At 46.8% G+C, this 15112-nt stretch carries 17 protein-coding genes; 14 read left to right on the plus strand and 3 right to left on the minus strand.

The window, feature by feature from the left end:
- From RH89_RS20370 to purF, 8 genes are all read left to right on the plus strand, one after another.
- A partial coding sequence (locus tag RH89_RS20370) for a FimV C-terminal domain-containing protein (RefSeq protein ID WP_004405962.1) occupies positions 1-1009 on the plus strand: 1009 nt, incomplete at its 5' end.
- Positions 1010-1148: 139 nt separating this feature from the next.
- A complete protein-coding gene (gene truA / locus RH89_RS20375) occupies positions 1149-1940 on the plus strand; it encodes a tRNA pseudouridine(38-40) synthase TruA (RefSeq protein WP_004405964.1) in 792 nt (263 codons plus the stop codon).
- Between the two features lie 201 nt (positions 1941-2141).
- Positions 2142-3068 (plus strand): acetyl-CoA carboxylase, carboxyltransferase subunit beta, encoded by a 927-nt coding sequence (gene accD, locus RH89_RS20380; RefSeq protein WP_004405965.1) that lies wholly within the window; start codon positions 2142-2144, stop codon positions 3066-3068.
- Positions 3069-3110: 42 nt separating this feature from the next.
- Positions 3111-4385 (plus strand): bifunctional tetrahydrofolate synthase/dihydrofolate synthase, encoded by a 1275-nt coding sequence (folC, locus tag RH89_RS20385; protein ID WP_004405966.1) that lies wholly within the window; start codon positions 3111-3113, stop codon positions 4383-4385.
- Positions 4375-4821: a hypothetical protein gene (locus RH89_RS20390; protein ID WP_004405967.1), complete on the plus strand. Its 447-nt coding sequence runs from the start codon at positions 4375-4377 to the stop codon at positions 4819-4821. The genes folC and RH89_RS20390 overlap by 11 nt, the downstream gene beginning before the upstream one ends.
- The gene (locus tag RH89_RS30705) at positions 4769-4909 is read left to right on the plus strand and encodes an SPOR domain-containing protein (RefSeq protein ID WP_425277043.1); all 141 of its coding nucleotides are present in this window, start codon (positions 4769-4771) and stop codon (positions 4907-4909) included. Before RH89_RS20390 ends, RH89_RS30705 begins: the two co-directional genes overlap by 53 nt.
- Positions 4910-4971: 62 nt before the next feature.
- On the plus strand, positions 4972-5463 hold the full coding sequence (locus RH89_RS20395; protein ID WP_004405969.1) for a CvpA family protein: 492 nt from the start codon (positions 4972-4974) through the stop codon (positions 5461-5463).
- A gap of 33 nt (positions 5464-5496) precedes the next feature.
- On the plus strand, positions 5497-7011 hold the full coding sequence (purF, locus tag RH89_RS20400; protein WP_004405970.1) for an amidophosphoribosyltransferase: 1515 nt from the start codon (positions 5497-5499) through the stop codon (positions 7009-7011).
- Between the two features lie 61 nt (positions 7012-7072).
- Here purF and RH89_RS20405 read toward each other — a convergent pair whose 3' ends face one another.
- Positions 7073-7948 carry a LysR family transcriptional regulator gene (locus RH89_RS20405; RefSeq protein ID WP_004405971.1) on the minus strand — a complete coding sequence of 292 codons (876 nt, stop codon included), beginning with the start codon at positions 7946-7948 and terminating at the stop codon, positions 7073-7075.
- A gap of 234 nt (positions 7949-8182) precedes the next feature.
- On the opposite strand from RH89_RS20405, the gene RH89_RS20410 reads away from it, so the two are divergent.
- The 6 genes from RH89_RS20410 to recR all read left to right on the plus strand — a co-directional run bounded on the left by RH89_RS20410 (position 8183) and on the right by recR (position 14064).
- Positions 8183-9286: a response regulator gene (locus RH89_RS20410; RefSeq protein ID WP_004405972.1), complete on the plus strand. Its 1104-nt coding sequence runs from the start codon at positions 8183-8185 to the stop codon at positions 9284-9286.
- A 381-nt stretch (positions 9287-9667) separates the two neighbouring features.
- The gene (locus RH89_RS20415) at positions 9668-10060 is read left to right on the plus strand and encodes a YbaN family protein (protein WP_200767467.1); all 393 of its coding nucleotides are present in this window, start codon (positions 9668-9670) and stop codon (positions 10058-10060) included.
- Positions 10061-10179: 119 nt separating this feature from the next.
- Complete coding sequence (apt, locus tag RH89_RS20420; protein ID WP_004405975.1) at positions 10180-10725, plus strand: adenine phosphoribosyltransferase; 546 nt, start codon at positions 10180-10182, stop codon at positions 10723-10725.
- Between the two features lie 37 nt (positions 10726-10762).
- The gene (gene dnaX, locus RH89_RS20425) at positions 10763-13021 is read left to right on the plus strand and encodes a DNA polymerase III subunit gamma/tau (RefSeq protein ID WP_004405976.1); all 2259 of its coding nucleotides are present in this window, start codon (positions 10763-10765) and stop codon (positions 13019-13021) included.
- Between the two features lie 91 nt (positions 13022-13112).
- Positions 13113-13442, plus strand: coding sequence for a YbaB/EbfC family nucleoid-associated protein (locus RH89_RS20430; RefSeq protein ID WP_004405977.1), 330 nt, complete (start codon positions 13113-13115; stop codon positions 13440-13442).
- A 22-nt stretch (positions 13443-13464) separates the two neighbouring features.
- Complete coding sequence (gene recR / locus RH89_RS20435; protein ID WP_004405978.1) at positions 13465-14064, plus strand: recombination mediator RecR; 600 nt, start codon at positions 13465-13467, stop codon at positions 14062-14064.
- A gap of 61 nt (positions 14065-14125) precedes the next feature.
- Here recR and RH89_RS20440 read toward each other — a convergent pair whose 3' ends face one another.
- Together RH89_RS20440 and RH89_RS20445 are read right to left on the minus strand one after the other, a co-directional pair.
- Positions 14126-14653, minus strand: a complete 528-nt coding sequence (locus RH89_RS20440) for a DUF2799 domain-containing protein (RefSeq protein WP_004405979.1) — start codon at positions 14651-14653, stop codon at positions 14126-14128.
- A 169-nt stretch (positions 14654-14822) separates the two neighbouring features.
- Positions 14823-15071, minus strand: coding sequence for a YkgJ family cysteine cluster protein (locus RH89_RS20445; protein WP_004405980.1), 249 nt, complete (start codon positions 15069-15071; stop codon positions 14823-14825).
- Positions 15072-15112 lie beyond the last annotated feature (41 nt).

The following is a 15112-nucleotide window of genomic DNA, read 5'->3' on the forward strand; positions in this document are numbered from 1 at the left end:
CCTAGGCGAATTCGATGAAGCGGCAGCGTTGGATGCAATGGCAGACGAGCCAGCTCCATTAGCAGAAGATCTAGAGCCAGAAGTTGAAACGCCGGTTCCAGAAGACGTTGCTTCAGAAGAGCTCGAATCGATTGAACTGGATGATACGGACCTTGGTGAGTTCGATGAATCTGCTGCCCTAGATGCAATGGCAGACGAGCCAGCTCCTCTTGCCGAAGATTTGGTATCAGAAATTTCGGATGATGAAGAGAATGAACCAGAATCCATTCAGCTTGATGATTCCGATTTAGGCGAATATGACGAAGCCGCTGCGCTGCAAGACGCATTCTCCTTGTCTGAAGACACGCCAACAGCGCCAGTTACAGAAGACGACCTAAGCCAGTTTGATGAATCTGCGACCATGGCTACGTTGCTTTCAGAACCTGATGAGGGAGCAATAGGTGGGTTTGATGAGCCACTAGACAGCAAAGTAGTCGACAGCGCAGGTATGGATATCGATGCCATGCTGGAAACGGGTGAAGACTGGAACGGCTTTAATCTGACACCAGAGCAGCAGGCATCCATTTCTGAAGATGTACCAGATGAAGAGAAAGAAGTCTGGGGAGCGGCTGAAACGCTTGAAGAACCTAAAGTTGATGAAGAGGACTGGGCAGATCAGCCTGACTTATCAAATGAGGGAGACGCTGATCAGAAATTCATGAGTGTCGATGAGCTGATGGCTCAGGTTGAGCGTGAAGAAGCCGAATCTGGAGACAAGCCAGACCCTGACGCGGAAGCGCTAGAGCTGGATGTCGGTCTTGATGAATTCCCAGATGTTTTAGGTAACGTTGAACCATTCGATGTAGACAGCAACAGTGAAGCGGCAGGCAAGCTCGACTTAGCTAAGATTTACGTCGAAATGAATGACACCGATGGCGCTATCAAGCTTCTTGAAGAAGCCATCGTCTACGGTGATGACGAAGTAAGAAGAGAAGCAAAGTCACTTATCGATAAGTTAAACGAAAACTAAGCTACATTGTAAAACCAGACAGGCAGCGACTCGCTGCCTGTTTTTTATTGGTCATATTGTGACTGCCCAGCATACCTAGCATCTTGAGGTAACTTGGGTATATACTCTCCGACCCCGTGAAATTGAGAAGTAAACGACTATGCGAATTGCGTTAGGCATCGAATACGACGGTGCTAAATACTTTGGTTGGCAACGCCAAAGAGAAGTAGCCAGTGTTCAGGAAAAACTCGAAAAATCTCTGTCTATTGTGGCAAACCATCCTGTTGAAGTGCAGTGCGCAGGCAGAACAGATGCAGGCGTGCATGGAACAGGTCAAGTCGTTCACTTTGAAACAACAGCAGTAAGAAAAATGGTGGCATGGACCATGGGGGTTAACGCCAACATGCCTAAAGACATTGCTGTGCGCTGGGCAAAAGAGGTGCCGGATGAATTTCATGCCCGGTTCTCTGCTACCGCAAGACGCTACCGTTATGTGATCTACAACCACGCCTATCGACCAGGAATTTTATCCTCGGGCATCAGCCATTATCATGGCGACTTAGACGAAAAGAAAATGCATTTAGCCGGGCAGTATCTGCTGGGTGAAAATGACTTTACGTCTTTTCGGGCAGTTCAGTGCCAGTCCCGGAGCCCGTGGCGAAATATCATGCATTTAAATGTGAGTAGACACGGCAATTACGTTGTCATAGACATTAAAGCGAATGCGTTCGTCCATCATATGGTGAGAAACATCACTGGGAGCCTGATCGAGGTCGGGCGCGGCAACCAAGAACCAGAATGGATCAAATGGTTGCTGGAAGCTAAGGACAGAAGGCTTGCCGGGGCAACAGCAAAAGCGGAAGGGCTCTACTTAGTTGATGTGGACTACCCTGAAGAGTTTGAGTTGCCTAGGGAACCGATTGGACCGATATTTCTGCCAGATAATCTCTAAACAGAACGAATGGGAATTGGTGTTTTTATGGTCACCAAACGCATTGAAAAGTTGTGAGTTATCGCACTTTGTTGTTGCTTTAAAATAGGTACAACCAGTTTTTGATCCACAGTGTGAGAATATTGTGTTTTAATCCTCACGCATCATTCAGAATTTGTATCTTTCGCATTGAGGCGGAAGAGTTAATAGAAAAGGTCTTCCATGAGTTGGCTTGAAAAAATTTTAAACAAAAGCAGTATCGTAAGCTCACGTAGAGTATCCATTCCAGAGGGGATTTGGACCAAATGTACCGCCTGTGAGCAGGTTCTGTACTATGCAGAACTAGAGCGTAACTTAGAAGTGTGTCCGAAATGTGACCATCACATGCGTATGGGCGCTCGCCGTCGTTTGGAAACTTTCCTTGATGAAGGTGAACGTGAAGAGCTGGCGACTGAGTTAGAGCCTCAAGATAAGCTGAAATTTAAAGACTCCAAGCGTTACAAAGAGCGTATTTCTGCTGCTCAGAAAAACAGTGGTGAGAAAGACGCACTTGTTGTAATGAAAGGTGAGTTGTTGGGTTTGCCTGTTGTCGCTTGTGCATTCGAATTTAAGTTCATGGGTGGTTCCATGGGCTCTGTGGTTGGTGCACGTTTTGTTCGTGCAGTAGAAGCCGCTATCGAGAACAACTGCGGTCTGGTTTGTTTCTCTGCCAGTGGTGGTGCGCGTATGCAGGAGGCTTTGATGTCTCTGATGCAAATGGCGAAAACCAGTGCAGCACTAGAGCGTCTTTCTGCTAAAGGTTTGCCTTTCTTCTCTGTGATGACCGACCCGACAATGGGTGGTGTATCAGCAAGTTTGGCAATGCTGGGTGACATTAACATCGGTGAGCCGAAAGCTCTGATTGGTTTTGCTGGTCGCCGTGTAATCGAACAGACTGTTCGTGAAGATCTGCCAGAAGGTTTCCAACGCAGTGAATTCTTACTGGAGCATGGTGCGATCGATATGATTGTCGATCGTCGTGAAATGCGTCAACGTATCGGTGGTTTGTTGGCAAAACTGACTAACCAGACGTCTCCATTGGTGGTATCGGTTAACGATTCTCCAAATGAAGAGCAATACGAAGTACCAGTTCCTGACGAAAAAGAGTAAAGTATTCATTAAACAGCCGCTTAAGAATCAGTTAAGAGTTTAATGAGTCAAAATCAAGTACCACAAGCCACATCACCTCTGTCGATGTGGCTTGATTATTTAGAAAACATCCATACCAGTGCTATCGACCTTGGTTTGGATCGTGTCCAAGCCGTCGCAGAAAAAGCTGAACTAACCAAACCCGCTCCGACAATCATCACTGTTGCAGGAACCAACGGCAAAGGTTCCACCTGTGCACTGATGGAAGCCATTTTGCTGGATGCTGGCTATTCAGTCGGTGTTTACAGCTCTCCTCATCTTATTCGCTACACAGAACGCGTCCGAATTAATGGCGCTGAATTGGAAGAAGCAAAACACGCAGAAGCGTTCGATTTTATCGAGAAACAACGTGGAGAGATCAGCTTAAGCTTCTTTGAGTACGGGACTCTGGCTGCACTTCGCCTGTTCCAGACAGAAAAAGTCGAAGTGGTGCTTTTAGAAGTCGGGCTTGGTGGTCGTCTTGATGCGACCAATGTGGTGGACCATGATGTATCCGTTATTACCAGTCTGGCTCTAGACCATGTGGACTGGTTGGGTGATGACATCAATGTTATTGGCTACGAAAAGGCAGGGATCTTCCGCAGTAATAAACCTGCGGTGTGTGGTCAGCCCAAAGCGCCAGCGACCGTTGCTGCTCATGCCGATGATATCGGCGCCAAACTTCATCAGGTGGAAATTCAATTCAACTATTCTGTTGAAGGTGACCGCTGGAAATGGCGCTCAGGGCAGTTCATTTTAGATGACCTTCCACTACCAGGTTTACCTTTGCCAAATGCCGCTACGGCGCTGATGGCACTCGGTTGTGCAGATTTAGATATATCAGACGTTAACGTTGTAAAAGGGCTGGAAGGCGCAAAACTGGCAGGCAGAATGCAAACCTTGTCTTCTTCACCTCTCACTTTGCTGGATGTCGCGCATAACCCTCACTCGGCGGGCTACTTGGTTGAGCAGCTTACGAAACTGCACCCGAACAAGAAGATTCACATGGTGGTTGCCATGTTGCATGACAAGGACATTGAGGAAACACTCAAAGTTTTGGCTCCTGTTGCAACACAATGGTATCCGGCATCACTTGAAGGACCAAGAGCCGCAAAAGTTGACGAATTAATTACACATTTGCCTTCATATTCAGGCAAGTTTGACAACCCAGTAGATGCATTTGTAAACGCTCAGGCGCAGGCAAAACCAGACGACGTTGTTGTCGTTGTCGGTTCATTCCATACGGTAGGTGCTGTACTGGAATACTGGGAGAAAGAAAGGAGCCAGAATGGCGAGTAAGTTTCAAAGCAGGCTAGTGGGGACCATTTTGCTGGTCTCTGTTGGCGTGATTGTTTTGCCAGACCTGCTGGACGGGAAAAAGCAGCACTACAAAGAAGAACTTGCCCCCATACCAATCAAACCTGAATTGGAAGGAGAGATGGAAGTCTTTGAAGTGCTGGAACCTGTTGAGGATGATCTGGTGCTTCCAGATAGCCCGGTGTCCGTTACCGTTGCATCAACCGAATCTGAGCCAGAAGAAATAGAAGTGACACCAAGACCCGTCGCTGAGAAGAACGACTATGCAGATAGCGCTTGGATCATACAACTGATGGCACTTAAAAACGTCGAAAACGCCAAAAAAGCTGGTCAAAGACCTTCAGAAACGAGGCTATCAGGCTCATATCAAGCAAGAAAACGAATTTTCACGAGTTATCATTGGACCGGATGTTTCTAAACCGAAATTGGAAAAGCAAATCAAGGAATTAGAAAAAATCACCGGAGCCAAAGGTCAACTGTTGAAATTTAAACCACTAAATCCATAAGAAAACGTTTGCGTCGCGTTTTTTTCTGTTAAAATGCGCGCCAACTTAAGATGTAGAACAGAATGAACTGGATAGATTTTGTCATTTTAGGGGTAATCGGGCTATCTGCTGTGATCAGCCTGATTCGTGGCTTTGTGAAAGAAGCATTGTCTCTTGTGATTTGGTTTGGCGCATTTTTTGTCGCCAGTCACTATTACGCCAAATTGGCGGTGTACTTTACCAATATTCAAGATGATATGTTTCGAAACGGAGCCGCCATCGCAGCTTTGTTCATCGCTACATTGGTTGTTGGCTCGTTAGTCAACTATGTTATTGGACAACTGGTGCAAAAAACGGGTCTGTCTGGAACCGACAGAATCTTGGGTATCGTCTTTGGCGGATTACGAGGGATTCTGATTGTTTCAGCTGTGCTGTTTTTTATTGATGCATTCACTGCATTGCCAAATTCAGAGTGGTGGATCAACTCGCAATTGATTCCTGAATTCAGCCGAATCATAGCGCCGTTTTTCGAGCACTTAAAAGAAACTTCAAGCTTTTTGTCTGGCACTGTGTAGTGCCAGCTACTGTCAAAAACCGAGGATTATGACATGTGTGGTATTGTTGGAATCGTGGGTACAACACCTGTAAATCAGTCAATTTATGACGCATTGACTGTACTACAGCATCGTGGCCAGGATGCCGCTGGTATTATTACCATAGAAAGCAATCGTTTTCGTTTGAGAAAAGCGAACGGTCTAGTTAAAGATGTATTTGAAGCCAAACACATGCAACGCCTGCAAGGTACTGTAGGTATCGGTCACGTTCGTTACCCAACTGCGGGTAGTTCAAGCGCATCAGAAGCACAGCCTTTCTACGTAAACTCTCCATACGGCATTACACTTGCCCACAACGGTAACCTAACCAACGCTCACGAGTTGCGCGACCGCCTTTTCGAAACAGCGCGTCGTCACGTAAACACAACATCTGACTCTGAAGTACTTCTCAACATCCTTGCTCATGAAGTTGACCTGACGAAAGAAGTGACCAAAGACAGCGTTTTCAGTGCAGTTGCGAACGTTCATAAACAAATCCGCGGCGCTTACGCAGTAGCGGCAATGATCATCGGTCACGGTATGGTTGCATTTCGCGACCCTAACGGCATTCGTCCACTTTGTCTGGGCAAGCGCGAACTGGAAAGCGGACGCACCGAGTACATGGTAGCTTCTGAATCTGTAGCATTGGACGCAGTCGGTTTTGACTTTGTTCGTGACGTAGCGCCAGGCGAAGCCATTTACGCAACTTTTGAAGGTGAGCTGTTCACACAGCAGTGTGCGGAAAACCCTCAGTCCAATCCTTGTATTTTCGAGTTTGTTTACTTTGCTCGTCCTGATTCATTCATCGATAAGATTTCTGTTTACAGTGCTCGTGTTGAGATGGGCAAGAGACTGGGCGACAAGATCAAGAAAGAGTGGGACGACTTGGATATCGACGTGGTTATCCCGATTCCAGAAACGTCTTGCGACATTGCACTGGAAATCGCGCAGATTATCGACAAGCCATACCGACAGGGTTTTGTGAAAAACCGCTACGTAGGTCGTACCTTCATCATGCCGGGTCAGCAACAGCGTAAGAAATCAGTGCGTCGTAAGCTGAATGCTATCCGTTCTGAGTTCAAGGGTAAGAACGTTCTGCTAGTAGACGATTCCATTGTACGTGGTACCACATCAGAGCAAATCATTGAGATGGCTCGCGATTCTGGTGCGAAGAATGTATACATGGTTTCAGCGGCTCCAGAAGTACGCTTCCCGAACGTTTACGGTATCGATATGCCAAGTGCTAATGAGCTGATTGCACACGGCCGCGATAACGAAGAAATCTGTAAGATGATTGGTGCTGACGCTCTGATTTTCCAAACCTTGGAAGATTTGGTTTCGGCTGTTGGTACAGGCAATCAAGACATCGCACGATTTGAAAGTTCCGTATTCAACGGCGAATACGTGACGGGCGATGTAGACCAGCAATACCTGGACTTCTTGGATGGTCTTCGTAATGATGACGCCAAAATTCAGCGCGAAATCCAGCAGGACCTTGCCAACCTAGAGCTGCACAACGAAGGCGCGTAAGCACTTTTAGGTCAGCTAAGAATAACTAAGCCAGAGCATTGCTCTGGCTTTTTCTTTGTCTCTAAGTCATGGAATGTTGACTGAAGAAATCAATCAGCAGACGAACCTTTTCAGGTTGGTGATCCTTGTGATTGTAAAGCATGTACACTTCCCTTGGGTTGGCACTCCAGCCATCTAACACTCGAACCAGACTTCCGTCTTTGATGTAGGTTTCCAGCATTACGTTGGGCATAAGAGTAATACCAAGCCCGGCAGAGCAGGCACGCCTTACAACGTTAAGCTCGCTGGCTTCTAGTCGACCACGTTCATTAATGATCACCGTTTCGCCTTCGCTGTTGTTTAACTGCCAGCGCATTAAAGGGTGACCTTTCAGCAGAGCGTGTTCGCGTAAATCTTCCGCATGTTGCAGAGGTCGATGCAGTTTCAGGTAGTCCGGACTGGCTACCAGAATGTCTTTCACTGAACTGATTTTGCGCACAATGAGACTAGAGTCACGTTGTGGACCGACTCTGAAAATCACGTCCCATTCTGTTGGGTCAAGTTGGTCAGCCTGATTTGTTGTGGTCAGCTCAATGCGAATTTCAGGGTACTCCGCCATAAACTGATTCAGCAACGGCATGATCATTCTTTTGGTGATATTGGCGGGGGCAGATATCTTCAGTTTTCCTGCCGCTCCCCGACAATCATCGGAAATATTTTCGGCTTTTGAAGCCAGTTGTTTGAGCAATGGGGAACATTCGATATAGAAGCGCTCGCCAGCTTCGGTAAGGGTTAGTTTCCTTGCGTGGCGATTCAACAATCGCAGGTTCAGGGAGTCTTCCAGTGCCTGAATACGACGGGTGATGGTCGCGACCGGAATCATGGTTTTACGCGACGTTGCAGTGTAGCTGCCATTCTCGACTACCTGCCGGAAAAGGTTGAGATCATCAAGTTTCATTTATAAGACACACAAAAAATGCAAGAGAATTAGTGTAACGCATCTTTTCAGAAGAAGGTTGTTTTAAGTCAACGATTTTGTGTCGTAGATAGCCCATCGCTTAACGCAATTTGCGGCACGGATAACATTTGGAAAGTTGTAGAAACGCACTTTACTGACTACTTTTTATGTTAATGAGTAAAAAAATAATAAGACTCATTTAGGAAGCTTTCTTTATTTTTTGAGGTTAGATCCATGATTAAATCAAGCGTATTGCAACATCAGGTGGCAAAGGGGGTTGCGTTAGACAAACCCACTGTCATGGTCGTTGATGATGACACTATCTTTCGCCGATTGATTACCAGCTATCTGGAGTCCAACGGTTACCGAGTTATGGAGGCAGAGGACGGTCTCGACGGTCTCAAGCAACTGCGTACCGAAGTGCCTGACTTGGTTATTTGTGATATCTCTATGCCCGTTTTGAACGGAATCGAATTTGTTGAGGAAGTATGCTGGGAGTACCCTTCGCTTCCAATGATAGTTGTATCTGCGACCGAAGAAATGTCCGACGTAGCGAGAGCTTTGCGTTTCGGCATTAAAGACTTTCTGTCCAAACCTATTGCTGATATGAATCATCTGGAAAAAGCGATCAGCAACACATTAGAAGACGCCGAAGATAACGACTCGGAGCAGCGCGATTTTGCGAGCCAGTGGTTCCGGGTCGATGAGTCGGGTGATTTACCTGAAGAGCAAGAACTTCACTGGCATCTTGAACACCTGCAAAGCAACCCAAATATGGCGCGCGACCTGCTGGAAGCCCTCTTGCCCGAGAGGGATACAAAAGTCGGGGGATGGAAGTGTTCTTACCGTTTACTTCAGTCTTCTGAATCCTTACCTCTGGTATTTGATTACGCCTGGGTTATGGACGGTCACTTTGTTTTCTATCTGGTTGATGCCGCTTCTGGGGGCTCCCAATCCGTCGCGACGACTTTACTGGTCAGGGCATTGTTCAATGACCATCTCCGAAACAACAAGAGCGATACCATCGATCTCAATCACCTGATAGAGGCGGTAGAGAAAGGCATAGCGTGCTCTGAATATGCGTCTTCTATCAATGCACTGTTCGGTGTTGTCGATATGACGGACAGCTCGTTAGAAGTGGTCTCCGCAGGCTTGGAAAGTGTGTGGTCAAGTGGAGGTCAAAATATTCACTTGCTGGATGGCATCAAACTGGGAGAGGGGAACACTCGCCACAAAGCCCATTCCAACTTGCAAGTGCATAGCGGTGGTCAGTTAACACTCAGTAAGGTGGGCTCCAGCAGTTTTTGTCTGGATATTTACCAGGGCAACGTTCAATAGCGATACCTGTTACGAAATGTAAGAGAAAAGTGAGATCGTTGTTGCGAAGGTGAAATAACCTTTCTGTTTGTGTGTTTTTTCTGGCTGGCGCATTTTATATAGTCATTCGTCTTATAAAACGAGGAGAAAAACGGAGCCATGTCGGAACACGAAAATTACAAAGATCCATACAATTTTTTATATTTCTTAGGTTTTATCGCTGTGCTACTGATTCCAACGCTGCCCGCAACACTGACTTGGATTCGAGTATTCAATGGATATTAGATTTTTATGAATCTTGAACTGTAAAACGGTTTCCGCTCTGGAAACCGTTTTTGTTTTTGGCATCCGTGTGAGGCGCGGTATGATGGGAAAGAAATTCGTTAACTGGGTGTTTTTGCTATCAGTATTCGTCGTACCGCGTGGAACGCTTTGGGGATTGTTGCTCTCGTCTTGGGAGTGATTGGTATCGTGCTTCCCTTGCTTCCTACTACACCTTTTATACTGCTTGCCAGTGCGTGTTTTTTACGTGGTAGCCCCAAGTTTTACCACTGGCTTCATACGCATCCCAAGCTTGGTCCTATTCTTAACGACTGGCAGCAGCATCGCGCTCTCAAGCCCAAAGTGAAACGAAGAGCCTATGTGTTTATCGTGATCAGCTTTACTGTCTCTATTATCGTTGCCCCAATAATCTGGGTAAAAGCTATGCTGTTAGTATTGCTTTGTGTTCTGTTAGCCTGGTTTTCTCGGATCCCTGTTCTTGAGCCTGTTGCTGATAAAGAAGAAAATCACTAACATTAAGCGCCGCTCTCAAAGCGGATTTCATTTTCTTTTTCCAGTTCGCAGAAACATGTTAACTGGGGTATTACAATGTGCGTTTGTTGTGAAAACGCCAGAGATTAAAGATTAACACTATGACTACTGAAACCATCGCCCAGATCAAAGCGAGCATCAAAAGCATTCCAGATTACCCAAAACCGGGAATCCTTTTCCGCGACGTAACTAGCTTGATGGAAGATGCTGATGCCTACCGTGCAACGATTGCGCTTTTGGTAGAAAAGTACAAAGACATGGGATTCACCAAGATTGTGGGTACGGAAGCACGTGGCTTCCTTTTTGGTGCTCCTTTGGCTTTGGAAATGGGAGTGGGCTTTGTGCCTGTTCGCAAACCGGGCAAACTGCCACGTGAAACGGTGGCTCAGTCTTACGAACTTGAGTACGGAACCGACACTCTGGAAATCCATACTGATGCCATCTCTGAAGGTGACAAAGTACTGGTCGTTGATGACCTGCTGGCAACAGGCGGTACAATTGAAGCAACAGTAAAACTGATCCGTCAGCTTGGTGGTGAAGTAGAACATGCAGCATTCGTTATCAATCTTCCAGAAATTGGCGGTGAAACTCGCCTGAAAGAATTTGGTCTGAATGTTTACAGCATCTGTGAATTTGAAGGGCACTAAGCCCTTCTTCACATTCATTCGTAATTGGAAAGTGTGAATGAGTTATTTAGCGTTAGCACGTAAGTGGCGTCCGCAAAAGTTTAATGAAGTCGTGGGTCAAAGCCATGTGCTGACGGCACTGGAAAATGCCTTAAATCAGAATCGTCTTCATCACGCTTATCTATTTAGCGGTACGCGTGGCGTTGGTAAAACAACGATTGGTCGTTTGTTTGCCAAAGGGCTAAACTGCGAAACAGGCATTACAGCAACCCCTTGTGGGGAATGTTCTACCTGTAAGGAAATCGACGAAGGACGATTCGTTGATCTGCTAGAGATAGATGCCGCATCCCGAACTAAGGTAGAAGACACGCGAGAGCTACTGGACAACGTTCAGTACAAACCGGCGCGCGGTCGATTCAAAGTCTACCTGATAGACGAAGTTCACATGCTGTCTCGCCACAGCTTCAATGCGTTGCTTAAAACGCTGGAAGAGCCACCGGAATACGTGAAGTTTCTATTGGCGACCACCGATCCGCAAAAGCTGCCAGTGACTATTCTTTCACGTTGTTTGCAGTTCCATCTCAAACCGATCAGTGTTGATAATATCCATCAGCAGCTCGACCATATCTTGGCTCATGAGCAAGTTACTGCCGAAGCGCGCGCGGTTGGGATGATTTCCCATGCAGCAGATGGAAGTATGCGTGATGCACTCAGCCTCACCGATCAGGCTATTGCGCTTGGTAACGGTTCAATTGATACCGCAACCGTTGCGAATATGCTGGGTACACTGGATACTGATCAGGCGATCCATTTGCTCGAAGCCATCAGTTCTCATCAGGTACAGGCTGCTCTGAATGCGCTGGACCACCTTGCGCAAATTGGTGTCGATTGGGATGGTTTGCTACAAGAGCTCGCCACTCAGCTTCATCGAATTGCGATGTACCAGGCATTGCCTGCCACACTGGATAAAGCTCAGCCAGATGCTGAAAAGATTGAGTTGCTATCACGAGCTCTGACACCAGAAGAAATCCAACTGTATTATCAAATGGTGATTAAAGGTCGTGAAGATCTCGCTATTGCACCGACTCCTAAGATGGGAGCGGAGATGATTGTGTTGCGGTTAATCGCCTTCAGACCAGCATCCATTCAGGCTGTACCACTGAATGCGCAGTCTGCAACGGCATCTGTGCCAAGTGCAAAAGCACCAGTACAACCTGCTGAAGTGAAGCCTGCGGCATCTGCAGCGCCTCAACCGTCAGTTGCTCAACCTGAAGCTTCTCATCCCCCTGTCTCTCCTGCAGAAACGGCACGTGAGAAACTGGAAGCAGCGCGACAAAATACTGCACAGCAACAGCAACAGCAACAGCAACAGCAACAGCAACAGCAACAGCCAGTAGCACCTCAGTCTCACAGTGAGCCAATGCCGGATTACAGTGATATGCCGAATTACGGAGATATTGAACAGGATTCAATGCCCCCTCAATACGATGATCCTGCTTACTCACAATCTGTTGCGTCAGAGCCAGCGCCTAGTGCACCAGTTCAACAAAGCGCGGCTCAGCAGCCTTCAGAACCAGCTCCTCAGTCGTCAGCAAGCCCACTTTCGGGTCTTCGACATCAACTTCGAAGCAAACGTAATCCTGGTGGGCAGAACTCGAAGCCAACAAGCAGTTCGTCAAAAAAGGTTAACGCGGCACCCGCAGCGAAAAAACAGTCAGCAGCAGAGCGCATCGCTCAGTTCGCGCCGGCTGGGCAGGTGTCGCCAGCAAGTTCAGCGGCAGCCACCGCCGAGAAAAAGGAAGTGTCCAATGAGCCTTATCAGTGGAAACCATCCAAGCCTCAGGTTAAGCCGCAGAGAACCGAACTGACACCGACGCAAATTAAAAAAGCGCTGGAACACACCAAAACCCCAGAAATGGCAGCTAAGCTGGTAGAAGAGTCTGTAGATGCAGACGAATGGTCTGCCCTGATCCAAAAGCTGGATACGGCAAAACTGGTTGAGCAGTTAGCACTCAACTCGTCTTACATGAAAGAAAGCAATACCATTCATCTGACCTTGAGGGCGTCGCAAGCGCACCTCAACACAGAAAAGGCGCAAAAAGATTTATCAGATGCGTTGGCAACAGCGCTTGGAGAGCCGTGTGAGCTTATTGTCAAAATTGGCGAAGACGGGGAATCTCCACTCGAAATCAGAGACAAACTTTATCAGGGCAAGCTTCAGCAAGCGCATGAAAGTTTAGCCGAGGATCCTCATGTTCAGTTTATTCAGGCTCGATTTGCGGCAGAAATAGACGGTGATAGCGTGAGACCAATCTGATTTCCAGAGAACACACAGATGCTGGGATTGAAAGTACTGACTTTTGACCCCATCAAGAAACCACAACCTAGATAAACCAGAGAGAAAAGAAATGTTTGGTAAAGGCGGTATGGGCGGTTTGATGAAGCAAGCCCAACAAATGCAAGAACGCATGCAAAAGCTTCAAGAAGAAATTGCGAACATGGAAGTAACCGGTGAATCCGGTGCTGGTTTAGTTAAAGTTACTATTACTGGTAGTCACAGCGTACGTCGTGTAGACATCGACGACAGCCTGATGGAAGACGACAAAGAGATGTTGGAAGATTTGATTGCAGCAGCATTCAATGACGCATCTCGCCGTGTTGAAGAAACTCAAAAAGAGAAAATGGCGTCGATCACTGGTGGAATGCAAATGCCACCAGGCATGAAAATGCCTTTCTAAATCTTCATAGAAGAATACATATATGCGTACCAGCCATTTGCTGGAACAATTGATGGAAGCCTTACGTTGTCTGCCTGGGGTGGGTCCCAAATCGGCACAGCGTATGGCTTTTCATTTGTTACAGCGAGACAGAAAAGGCGGTCTTCAGTTAGCAGAGGTGTTGTCTCAGGCAATGACAGAGATTGGTCATTGCAGTGAATGCCGAACGTTCACCGAAGAAGAAACCTGTCATATTTGTTTAAATCCAAAGCGCCAGGAAAATGGTCAGCTTTGCGTAGTCGAGAGCCCATCTGACATTGCTGCTGTTGAAGCAACAGGTCAGTATTCCGGACGTTACTTCGTTCTTATGGGGCATCTATCCCCTCTGGATGGTATCGGACCTAGCGACATCGGATTGGATGTTCTCGACTTTCGATTAAGACGGAAAGACATTACGGAAGTGATACTCGCCACTAACCCGACAGTAGAGGGCGAAGCCACGGCACATTACATTGCAGAGCTTTGTCATGCTCATGATGTGGATGTGACTCGTATTGCTCACGGCGTCCCGATGGGAGGCGAGCTGGATCTGGTTGATGGGACTACTCTGTCTCACTCACTAATGGGTCGACAAAAGCTTTAAATCTCTTACCGCAGTTAAAACAAACCCCAATAGTTGGTTTACTGGCTATTGGGGTTTTCTATTACAGATTGAGTTCAAATCGATATTGAGTGCTAAGCAGTTGACCACGTTCACTGACCAAACTGTCACGTACGCGGTTCAGGCGCTTTCTTTCGTCTTCATCCAGACCTTGTTTGTTGCTAAGCTTCAAATCAATGTCTGAAATCTCTTGCTCAATCTTTTCTAACCTTTGCTCTTTTAGATATTGTTGACGTCCTAGTTGGTATTGCGCGACAAACTGCTGGTTGTCACAAACGCCATGGTAGGTTCTTCCACTTGCTCCTTCACGGTAACCATTGGCAGGTGAACAGTACAGAATCAACCCTTGGTTGTATCCTTTCTGCCATGCAGCTTTGTCTACACTGATGCCGTTTTCACCACAATCCTTCGCATAATCACTGATCACAGTAGGATTCGCGCCACTTTGACCTTCCTGATAACCAAGATCTCCCCAGTGAGTGGTTTGACATTCTTCTGCCGACATTGAAGCGCACCCAGAAAGTACGACTAAAGACAACAAAATAGAAATGAAGAGGCTGGGTTTTGTCATGTGTTCTCCGGTATTTGTCCAGTCTCATATTCTTGTGACTGATTCCACGTTTAATTGATGGTATTAATGACAGTTAGATATTTATAAAGTTCTGGTTGTGATTCAACGAATTGGAATAGTCAAAGCTGATCGGATGAATTCTAATCAGAGGTAAATCTTTAAAGAGGGATTAGGTTAATCTTTCCAGCTCAGTAATATTGGTGATGGCTTCTTGGTTTGTTGAACCACACACAATAGGGCAAGGCTTAAACTGGTGACAGACTTTTGGGCGTTCGGGTTTACCAAACAATTTACAAAGGTTGTTTTCATTTAGCTGAATGCAACGCACGCCTGCGGGTTTCCCATTTTCCATTCCTGGAATAGGCGAAGAAATACTGGGGGCAATACAGCATGCTCCGCAGCCTAGTCGACAATCCATCAGAAAACCTCTCAGTGAAAACAGGAGCGGGATAGTACCAG

The sequence above is a fragment of the Vibrio nigripulchritudo ATCC 27043 genome (genome assembly GCF_000222685.1).
Classification (GTDB): Bacteria; Pseudomonadota; Gammaproteobacteria; order Enterobacterales; family Vibrionaceae; genus Vibrio; species Vibrio nigripulchritudo.

What these genes read in the sequence shown, in the direction of transcription:
- truA (WP_004405964.1), top strand. Translation starts at nt 1,149, where the DNA reads ATGCGAATTGCGTTAGGCATCGAATACGACGGTGCTAAATACTTTGGT.
- accD (WP_004405965.1), top strand. Translation starts at nt 2,142, where the DNA reads ATGAGTTGGCTTGAAAAAATTTTAAACAAAAGCAGTATCGTAAGCTCA.
- folC (WP_004405966.1), top strand. Translation starts at nt 3,111, where the DNA reads ATGAGTCAAAATCAAGTACCACAAGCCACATCACCTCTGTCGATGTGG.
- RH89_RS20390 (WP_004405967.1), top strand. Translation starts at nt 4,375, where the DNA reads ATGGCGAGTAAGTTTCAAAGCAGGCTAGTGGGGACCATTTTGCTGGTC.
- RH89_RS20395 (WP_004405969.1), top strand. Translation starts at nt 4,972, where the DNA reads ATGAACTGGATAGATTTTGTCATTTTAGGGGTAATCGGGCTATCTGCT.
- purF (WP_004405970.1), top strand. Translation starts at nt 5,497, where the DNA reads ATGTGTGGTATTGTTGGAATCGTGGGTACAACACCTGTAAATCAGTCA.
- RH89_RS20405 (WP_004405971.1), bottom strand. Translation starts at nt 7,948, where the DNA reads ATGAAACTTGATGATCTCAACCTTTTCCGGCAGGTAGTCGAGAATGGC.
- RH89_RS20410 (WP_004405972.1), top strand. Translation starts at nt 8,183, where the DNA reads ATGATTAAATCAAGCGTATTGCAACATCAGGTGGCAAAGGGGGTTGCG.
- apt (WP_004405975.1), top strand. Translation starts at nt 10,180, where the DNA reads ATGACTACTGAAACCATCGCCCAGATCAAAGCGAGCATCAAAAGCATT.
- dnaX (WP_004405976.1), top strand. Translation starts at nt 10,763, where the DNA reads ATGAGTTATTTAGCGTTAGCACGTAAGTGGCGTCCGCAAAAGTTTAAT.
- RH89_RS20430 (WP_004405977.1), top strand. Translation starts at nt 13,113, where the DNA reads ATGTTTGGTAAAGGCGGTATGGGCGGTTTGATGAAGCAAGCCCAACAA.
- recR (WP_004405978.1), top strand. Translation starts at nt 13,465, where the DNA reads ATGCGTACCAGCCATTTGCTGGAACAATTGATGGAAGCCTTACGTTGT.
- RH89_RS20440 (WP_004405979.1), bottom strand. Translation starts at nt 14,653, where the DNA reads ATGACAAAACCCAGCCTCTTCATTTCTATTTTGTTGTCTTTAGTCGTA.
- RH89_RS20445 (WP_004405980.1), bottom strand. Translation starts at nt 15,071, where the DNA reads ATGGATTGTCGACTAGGCTGCGGAGCATGCTGTATTGCCCCCAGTATT.